Below are 8,654 nucleotides of genomic sequence, written 5' to 3' on the forward strand. Positions count from 1 at the left end.
CTATAACCTGCAGCTATAGCGCCACGAAATATTTGTTCTAGATTTGTGGCGTTCCTCCCATGGATGTTGCGTCGCGACATAATCGGGGGACAGATCATGACGCTCGCCACGCAACGCATCCAAAGGAGCGCCGCGCGGCGCGCGCACCTGTCCTTCCTCGCCACCGTCTTCGTTGCGGTGCCTGCCTTCGCGCAGACCGCGCCCGCCGAACCGGCCGAGGAGCCGCAGGACATCGTCATCACGGGCTCGCTGGTCGAGCGCAGCGGCTTCGACACGCCGACGCCTGTCACCGTGATCGGCATGGACGCGATCGAGCGCGTCGCTGCCCCTAGCATCGCCGACGTGATCAACCAGATGCCGGCGGTGCGTCCGTCGCTCACCCCGACCAGCGCGGTCAATGCGGGCGGCAACACCCAGACCGGCGGCAACTTTCTCGACCTGCGCGGGCTTGGCTATGCGCGCACCATGGTGCTGCTCGATGGGCGTCGCTACGTGCCGACCAACCCGACCGGCGCGGTCAGCATCAACAACATTCCGCAATCGCTGATCGACCGCGTCGACATCGTCACCGGCGGTGCTTCGGCCGCCTATGGCGCGGACGCGGTAGCCGGCGTGGTGAACCTGCGCATCAACTCGCGCATGCAGGGCGTCCGCGCGACGCTTCAGGGCGGCGCAGCGGAGGAGGGCGACTATCGCCAAATCCTCGCTTCGGTCGCGGCGGGCACCAAAGTGACCGAACGGCTCCACCTCGTCGTCGGTGGCGAGTTCTCCGACAATAACGGCATCGGCCGGCTGTTCGATCGCGACTGGAGCGCATGCGGCCCTGGCCTGCTTGCCAATCCCAACGCGGGCGATGGCGGCCGCGGCACGCCCGAGCAGCCGCGCTTCTTCGTCACCGAATGCGGCGTGCGCAGCAGCAACGTGACTCATGCCGGCGTGATCACGGGTGCGACCTTCACCCCGGGCAACGGTTCGCCCATCACCAGCATCGTCAACCTGCCGGGCTACCTCAAGGGCATCCAGTTCTCGGACAGCGGCCAGCCGATCCCGTTCAACTTCGGCACCCAGGTCAGCTCGGGATCGATGCTCGGCGGCGACGGCCTCAACGGCGTCGGCGAGCAGGTCGGCGCGACGCCGATCACCCGATACAGCGGCTTTGGGCGCCTGACCTGGGAGGTCGGCAGCAGCTTCGAGCTGTTCGCCGAACTGTCCTATCACAAGTTCAATTCGGAGCAGGACAACATCCCGTCCAGCTTCCAGTATTCGCTGCGATCCGACTATGTCTTCCTGCCTGCGGCATTGCGCCAGACGATGACCGACAACAATGTCGCGACGATCACCGTCGGCAAGAACAATCTCGATCATTCGCGCATCCGCACCCGGTTCGACACCGACACGCTCCAGGCCGCGGTGGGCCTGAGCGGCGAGTTCGCGCCGGGGTGGAAGGTCGACGCCTATTACGCCTATGGCCGCAACTATACCGAGAATATCGGGCGCAACGTCCGCGTCACCGGCAACTACACGCTTGCGCTCGATGCGATCGATGATCCGCGCACGCCCGGTATCGTCGATCCGATCTGCCGCTCGACCATCGCCAATCCCGGCAATGGCTGCGTGCCGCTGAACCTGCTCGGCATCGTCAATCCCGGTGATCCGGCCCTGCTCTACGTGAATGGCGTCCAGCGCTTCACCAGCGACATTCGCCAGAACACGATCGCAGCCACGATACGCGGCAAGCCCTTCTCGACCTGGGCGGGGCCGGTCGCGTTCGCGATCGGCGCCGAATATCGCGACCAGGATCTGGCGGTCGACTATGATGTCCGCTCACAGGCCGGGGCTTTCGGCGCGCCCAGCCTGCCCTATTCGGGGCAGGTGCACGTCAAGGAGTTGTTCGGCGAGCTGATGGTGCCGCTGCTCAAGGATTCCCCTGTCGGCAAGCGGTTGAGCCTCGACCTCGCGGGCCGCATCACCGATTACAGCACCTCGGGTACGGTCGAGACGTGGAAGGCAGGTCTCGACTATTCGCTCACTGACTCGATCCGGCTGCGCGCCACACGATCGCGCGACATCCGCGCGCCCTCGCTCGCAGAGCTGTTCCAGCGGAGCGGCAGCTCCAACCTCAACGTCACCGATTTCGATCCGCGCTATCTGGGGCAGAGCTATCTCGTCACCGCGCTGACCGCCGGCAACCCGAACCTCAAGCCCGAAATCGCGGATACCTTCACGGCAGGCCTAGTGCTCACGCCGACCGCGGTTCCCGGGCTGCGCCTTTCGGTCGATTACTATGACATCCAGATCAAGGACGCGATCATCCAGATCACGCCCGCCGCAACGGTGCAGCAATGCTTCACCGTCAACCCCGCCGCCTGCACGTTCATCACGCGCGATGCCGCCGGCCGTATCACCAGCGTGTTCAGCGGGCCGGTGAACCTCGCCAGCGCAATGACCCGCGGCGTCGATGTCGAGCTGCAATATTCGTTGCCGGTCGGGGTGGACAGGATCACCTTCCAGGCGCTGGTCAACTACCTTATCAAGACCGAGCTGGACGACGGCATCGCGGCGGTGCGGCTCGACAACAGCATGGCGCAGTCGACGGTGGCGGCGCTCGGCGGCAACCCGCGCTGGAAGGCGAACGTCAACGCGAGCTACGTCGCGGAGGATTTCCGGCTGAGCGGCACGGCGCGCTATGTCGGCGGCGGCTATATCGACCGGACGATGACGGCGAAGGACCTCGACAAGCTGACGGTGAAGGGCCGCGTCTATTTCGACCTGTCGGGCGAAGTGACGCTGTTCAAGCCGAAAGGCGAGGGGAGCAAGGTCGCGCTGTTCGCCGCGGTGCAGAACCTACTCGACACCGATCCGCCGATTACCGGCGCGGGCGGCTATGGCACCACGCGGGGGCTGTTCGACACGATCGGCCGCCAGTTCATCGGCGGGGTCCGGCTGAACTTCTGAGCGGCATGAAATGAGGGGAGAGGGATGATGAGGTTTGGACTGACGATGCTTCCCCTGGCGGCGCTCGCGGCATGGCCTGCAGGCGCCGCCGACCCGGCTGCACCCGGCCGCATCCGCGCTGTGCTTGGGGTGGCGGACGGGGCGCAGCCGGGCTGTGCGGTCGGCATCTTCCGGAGCGGCAAGCCGGCTGAGCTGGTCAATGCGGGCCTCGCCGACGTCGCGTCCGGTCGCGCGATCGGGACGGACACGCAATTCTATGCCGCGTCGGTGTCGAAGCAGTTCACCGCGGTTGCGTTGCTGCAGCAGGTCGCGGCGGGTAAGGTGAAGCTCACCGACAGCGTCCGCAAATACATTCCCGAGCTCGCACCCTATGCCGACAAGGTGACGGTGCAGATGCTGCTCAACATGACCGGCGGGGTGCGCGATTCGCTCTCGCTGCTGGGACTCGAGGGCTATGACCGCATCTCCGGCCCGACCCGCAAACAGGCGCTGGAGGCGGTGTACCGCCAACAGGACGCCAAGTTCGAACCGGGCACGCAGTACGACTATACCAATGGCGGCTATCTGCTGCTGTCGGAGATCGTCGAGCGCGCCGCGGGCCAGTCCTTCGAGATCTATGTCAACGAAAAGGTGCTGAAACCGCTCGGAATGACGCGCAGCTTCGTCATGCTGGGCAGTCGCACCACCGATCCCGACGTCGCCAGGGGGTATGTGGTGAAGGACGGCAAGGTCACCGATGCCGACGAATATCCCCTGTTCGGCGGATCGGGCGGCCTCATCACCACGGTCGGCGATCTCGCCAAATGGGATCACGACATCGACACCGGGCACAAGGTGTGGACGCCGCAGATCAGCAAGTGGATGGCCGAACCGGGCAGGTTCCTCAACGGCGCGCCAGCGCTGCGCACCGGGCGCGGGATCGCCTATGGCAACGCGTTGCTGGTGGGCGATCACTGGTTTCACCACACCGGCGGTGCCGCGGGCTTCAAGACGCTCTACGGCCATCTGCGCGAGAAGCGCATGGGCATCGCCCTGCTTTGCAACAACGGCGCGGTCGATCCTGCGCCGCACGCCGACAAGGTGATCGCCGCGCTGAATGAGGGCCTGCCCGCGATCGGCGCGCCGAGCTCGGACGGCAGCGCGATCAACGGCGCCTATCGCAATCCCAATCTCGCCGCGACCTATTCGCTGGCGATGAAGGGCGATGCGCTGGAGGTCTCCGTGACGCGTGCCGACGGCAGCCACGCACCGGCCCGGTTACTCAAGCGCGCGCCGGACGGCAGCTTCAAGGACGACATGCTGACCCTCACCCCCGACGACGATGCGCGCGGCTTCACGCTCGAGATCCCCCGCGTCACGCTCCACTTCAGCCGGACGAACTGATGATGCGCAAAGCTCCTCTCCTCCTCGCCGCCGCGGCCATGCTTCCCGGTGCCGCGGTGGCCCCCGCGCCCACTCCTCAGGGGGCCGAGCCTCAGGCGACCGTGATCGCCGGCGGCACCATCTATGACGGCAGCTCCGCCACGCCCGTCACCGGTGATGTCGTCGTGATCGGCGATGCGATCGTCGCGGTGGGGCCGGGCGCGGGGAAGAGATATCCCGGTGCAAAGGTGATCGATGCCAGGGGGCTGGTGATCGCTCCGGGCTTCATCGATCCGCATACCCATTCGGACGCGCTGATCTGGGGCAAGACCCCGCAGGAGCGGCTGGTCGCGCCGTGGTTGATGCAGGGCGTGACCACGATCTTCACCGGCGTCGACGGCTATGGCCAGGGCGCGGGCACGGTGAAGGCGCTGCTCGACCATGCCGATAGCGGCGGGATCGGCCCCAACGTCGCGACGTTCGTCGGCTTCGGCGCGGTGCGGGTGAAGGTGCTCAGGAACGACGACCGCGCGCCGACCCCCGCCGAGCTCGACCAGATGAAGGCGCTGACCGCGCAGGGCATGTGCGAGGGCGCGTTCGGCCTTTCGACGGGGCTGTTCTACGCCCCGCAGAGCTTCTCCAGGACGCCCGAGGTGATCGCGCTCGCGCAGGAAGCGGCCAAGCGCGGCGGCATCTACGACACGCATCAGCGCGACGAATCCTCCTATTCGATCGGCCTGATGAACTCGGTCGCCGAGGCGATCGAGATCGGCCGCGCCGCGGGCCTTCCGGTCCACTTCGCGCACATCAAGGCGCTGGGTGCGGACGTGCACGGCAAGGCGGGCGAGATCGTCGCCGCGGTCGAAGCGGCTCGCGCCAAGGGCCAGAACGTCACCGCCGATCAATATCCCTATGAGGCATCCGGCTCGAGCCTGGTCGCATCGCTCGTGCCGCGCTGGGCGCAGGACGGCGGCGCGGCGGCGCTGGTCAAGCGGCTCGAGACGCCCACTGATCGCGCGCGCATCGTCGCGGAGATGGCGCCCAACCTCGTCCGCCGCGGCGGTGCCAATGCGGTGCTGCTGCGCGGCGCGGGCCAGCCCTGGGCGGGCAAGCGGCTCGACGTGGTGGCCGCGGGCTGGAAGGTCGACCCGATCGAGGCCGCGATCCGCATCATCCTTGCCGACCAGGGCCGCGGGTCGCCGATTGTCTCGTTCAACATGATCGAGCCCGACATCAAGCTGCTGATGCAGCAGCCCTGGGTGATGACCGGCTCGGACGGCTCGGCGGGGCATCCGCGCATGTACGGCACCTTCCCGACCAAATATGCCAAATATGTCGTGACGGAGAAGACGATCGATCTCGCGACCTTCATCAATTCGAGCACCGGCCGCACGGCGGATTTCTACAAGCTCGACCGGCGCGGGCATCTCAGGGCCGGCTATTTTGCCGATATCGTGGTGTTCGACCCCAAGGCCTATAGGCCCCGCGCGACCTATCTCGAGCCCGAGCTTACCAGCGAGGGCGTGCGCACGCTGATCGTCAACGGCACCGCGGTGATCGACGGAGGCAAGCTCACCGGCAAGGCGGGCGGCAAGGCGATCCGCCACCGCCCGCCGGCGGGGGCCTGCCCCGCCTGAGGTGGCTCAGTCTGCGGTGATCGTGCCGCCGACCAGCGCTGCAAGCCGCCGGTGATCGGCGAGCGAGGGGTGCCCGTGACAGCCGGTCAGCGCAAGGCCGGTGAAGCGCACCGTCCGCACGCGCTTGCTAAAGTTGGGAGGGAGCCGCTTCGCGACCGCCTCGACATCGGAGAAGAACAGGTCCGATCCCATCAGCACGAACCGCGCCTGCGGGTCGCGCGCGGCAAGCTCGGTCACAAACGCGACATAGCGGTCGCGATAGGCCGTGCGCAGCATCCCCGCATCGCGCCATGCCTCGCCCGGCCTTAACGGGGTCGAGAAGTCGTTTATGCCGAGGTTGATGACGATCGTGTCCGGCTGCCAGCCGCGGTCCGGTCCCGCGGTGGCCGGCTCGCCGGGGATCGCGCGGGGATAGATGGCGGGCAAGCTCTGGTCCGGTGAGCCGCCATTGTAATTGCGGACCATGCCGAAGCCCGAAAAGGCATGGATTCGGTAGTCTGCCCCGATGGCCTTGGCCACCAGCGGCCCGAACGCCTGACTGGTGTCGGTCAGGTCGTGCACCTGCTGCTGTGTGCACTCGGGGCCGGGCGCGGTGTTGCCGTATCCCACGGTGAAACTGTCGCCGATGAACTCGATCTGGCGCTTGCGTGCGCGCGGCGCCAGATCGATGCCGCCCGGAACCTCGAAGCCGATGAAGCGGCTCGACCCCGACTGAGTCTCGGTCAGCTTCTCAAGCCGGACGACATGCACGTCCGGCGACAGGCCGGTGATGGTAACGTCAACCGCTCCCGCGCCGCGAAACAAACGGTGCTCCGCACCGTCGATCGATAGGCGGATATGGTCGGTCGGTGCGTCGAACCGTACGCGGACCGCGCTGCCGCGAAAGCGAGCCTCGACATAGACGCCGGGCCAGCCGAAGCGCGTTGCACCAGTCGGCTCCAGAACCATCCGGCCGCCGTTATGTACCGGAAGGAGTGGGGCGGACTGCGCGGCGCCAAGCAGCAACGCTGCCCCGGCAAGGAGGATCAGGTTAGTCACGCAGGATGTGGTAGACGCCCGGCTGCGGCGAGACAACGCCGTGCGCGGCGGTGAGCAGACCGGCCTCGTTCGCCTTGCCGGCGTCGGCCAGCTCGACGCGGAACCGGCCATGCAGCGCGCGGAGCGAGCGGATATTGTCGCCGCCGCCCAGCGCCGCGAGGATCGCGGCCGGAAGCGCGTCGCCCGGCTCGGGCATCGAGGCGGGCGCGGCCCGCGGAGCCGGCGCGGCGCCGCCGCCGATCGCCGCGCGGATTTCTTCCGCCACGAGATCGGCGATCGGGCCAAGCACCACCTGCGTCGCATTGGCGGACGGGCGGATGATGCCGCGTGCGCCGAGCGCGGTCAGCGCCGCATCGTCGACTGCGCCCTGATCGGCGACGATCAGCCGCAGCCGCGTCGTGCAGGCATCGACGCTGGTCAGGTTGGCGGCCCCGCCCAGCGCCTGGACGAACGCCTCGCCGCGCGCATTGCCGGCGGCCACCTCGCCGGCCGGGGCCGTCGCCGCTGCCTCGCCCTTCTCGCGCCCGGGCGTCGCCAGGTCGAGCTTGCGGATGAAGAAGCGGAACAGGCCGTAATAGATCAGCGCATAGCCCGCCCCGACCGGCAGCAGCATCCAGGGGCGGGACGAGAGCTTGAAGTTCAGCACATAGTCGAACAGCCCGGCCGAGAAGCCGAATCCGAGCTTGATCCCCAGAATGTCCATCAGCGCCATCGAAAGGCCCGTCAGCACCGCATGGATCGCGTAGAGGAACGGCGCGAGAAACATGAAGGTGAACTCGATCGGCTCGGTCACGCCGGTCAGGAAGCTGGTGAAGGCCAGGCTGAAGAACATGCCGCCCACCGCCCTGCGCCGCTCGGGCCGTGCCTCGTGATACATGGCGAGGCAGGCGGCGGGCAGGCCGAACATCATCACCGGGAAGAAGCCCGACATGAACGCCCCGGCGGTCGGGTCGCCGGCGGCGAAGCGGTTCAGGTCGCCGGTCACGCCGTTGAAGTCGCCCAGCAGGAACCAGGCGAGGTTGTTCAGGATGTGGTGCAGGCCGGTGACGATCAGCAGCCGGTTCAGGAAGCCGTAGAGGAACAGGCCCAGCGGCCCGAGGCCGAGGATGCCGGCGCTCAGGGCATCCATGCCCCGCTCCAGCGTCGGCCATGAGAAGCCGAACGCCAGGGCCAGCACCACGCCGGCCAGGCCGCAGACGATCGGCACGAAGCGGCGGCCGCCGAAGAACGCGAGGTACTCGGGCAGGCGGATGTCCGAGAACCGGTTGTAGAGCACGCCGGCCACGACGCCCGAGAGGATGCCGGCCGGGATCGACAGCTTGCCGATCTCCTTCTCCTTCCAGGCGGCGCCGGCGAGGTCCTTCGCCCCCTCGGCCGCCGCGGCCAGGACGTCGGGCGGCACGACCAGCAGGGCCTTGGCGCCCTCGGTGGCGACCAGGAAGCAGACGAGGCCCGCCAGGCCCGAGGCGCCGTGGTTCTCGCGGGCCAGGCCGACGGCGACGCCCACCGCGAAGATCAGGCCGAGGTTGCCGAAAACGGCGCCGCCGGCCGCGGCGAAGGCCTGGGCCATGACGCCGAAGGCGCCGCCGCCGAGGTCGGCGAGACCCGGCGCCCCCAGCAGGTCGGGTTGCCCCAGCCGCAGCATCAGCGCCGCCACCGGCA

5 protein-coding genes are annotated in these 8,654 nt (G+C 67.8%); 3 read left to right on the top strand and 2 right to left on the bottom strand.

Features of this window, described 5'->3' with window-relative positions; translation table 11 throughout:
• The first annotated feature begins 96 nt into the window (after nt 1-96).
• From VGD28_RS18205 to VGD28_RS18215, 3 genes are read left to right on the top strand one after another with little or no spacing between them, the layout of a single operon-like run.
• Nucleotides 97-2,955, top strand: a complete 2,859-nt coding sequence (locus tag VGD28_RS18205; RefSeq protein ID WP_331029775.1) for a TonB-dependent receptor plug domain-containing protein — start codon at nt 97-99, stop codon at nt 2,953-2,955.
• Nucleotides 2,956-2,979: 24 nt separating this feature from the next.
• Complete coding sequence (locus VGD28_RS18210) at nt 2,980-4,338, top strand: serine hydrolase domain-containing protein (RefSeq protein WP_331029776.1); 1,359 nt, start codon at nt 2,980-2,982, stop codon at nt 4,336-4,338.
• 38 nt (nt 4,339-4,376) lie between these two features.
• Nucleotides 4,377-5,954, top strand: a complete 1,578-nt coding sequence (locus tag VGD28_RS18215; protein ID WP_331029777.1) for an N-acyl-D-amino-acid deacylase family protein — start codon at nt 4,377-4,379, stop codon at nt 5,952-5,954.
• Nucleotides 5,955-5,960: 6 nt separating this feature from the next.
• Here the strand turns inward: VGD28_RS18215 and VGD28_RS18220 are convergent, their stop codons facing one another.
• Complete coding sequence (locus VGD28_RS18220) at nt 5,961-6,992, bottom strand: SGNH/GDSL hydrolase family protein (protein WP_331029778.1); 1,032 nt, start codon at nt 6,990-6,992, stop codon at nt 5,961-5,963.
• A partial coding sequence (nagE, locus tag VGD28_RS18225; RefSeq protein ID WP_331029779.1) for an N-acetylglucosamine-specific PTS transporter subunit IIBC occupies nt 6,985-8,654 on the bottom strand: 1,670 nt, incomplete at its 5' end. The genes nagE and VGD28_RS18220, both read right to left, overlap by 8 nt.

Source organism: Sphingomonas sp., assembly GCF_036402235.1.
GTDB lineage: Bacteria > Pseudomonadota > Alphaproteobacteria > Sphingomonadales > Sphingomonadaceae > Sphingomonas.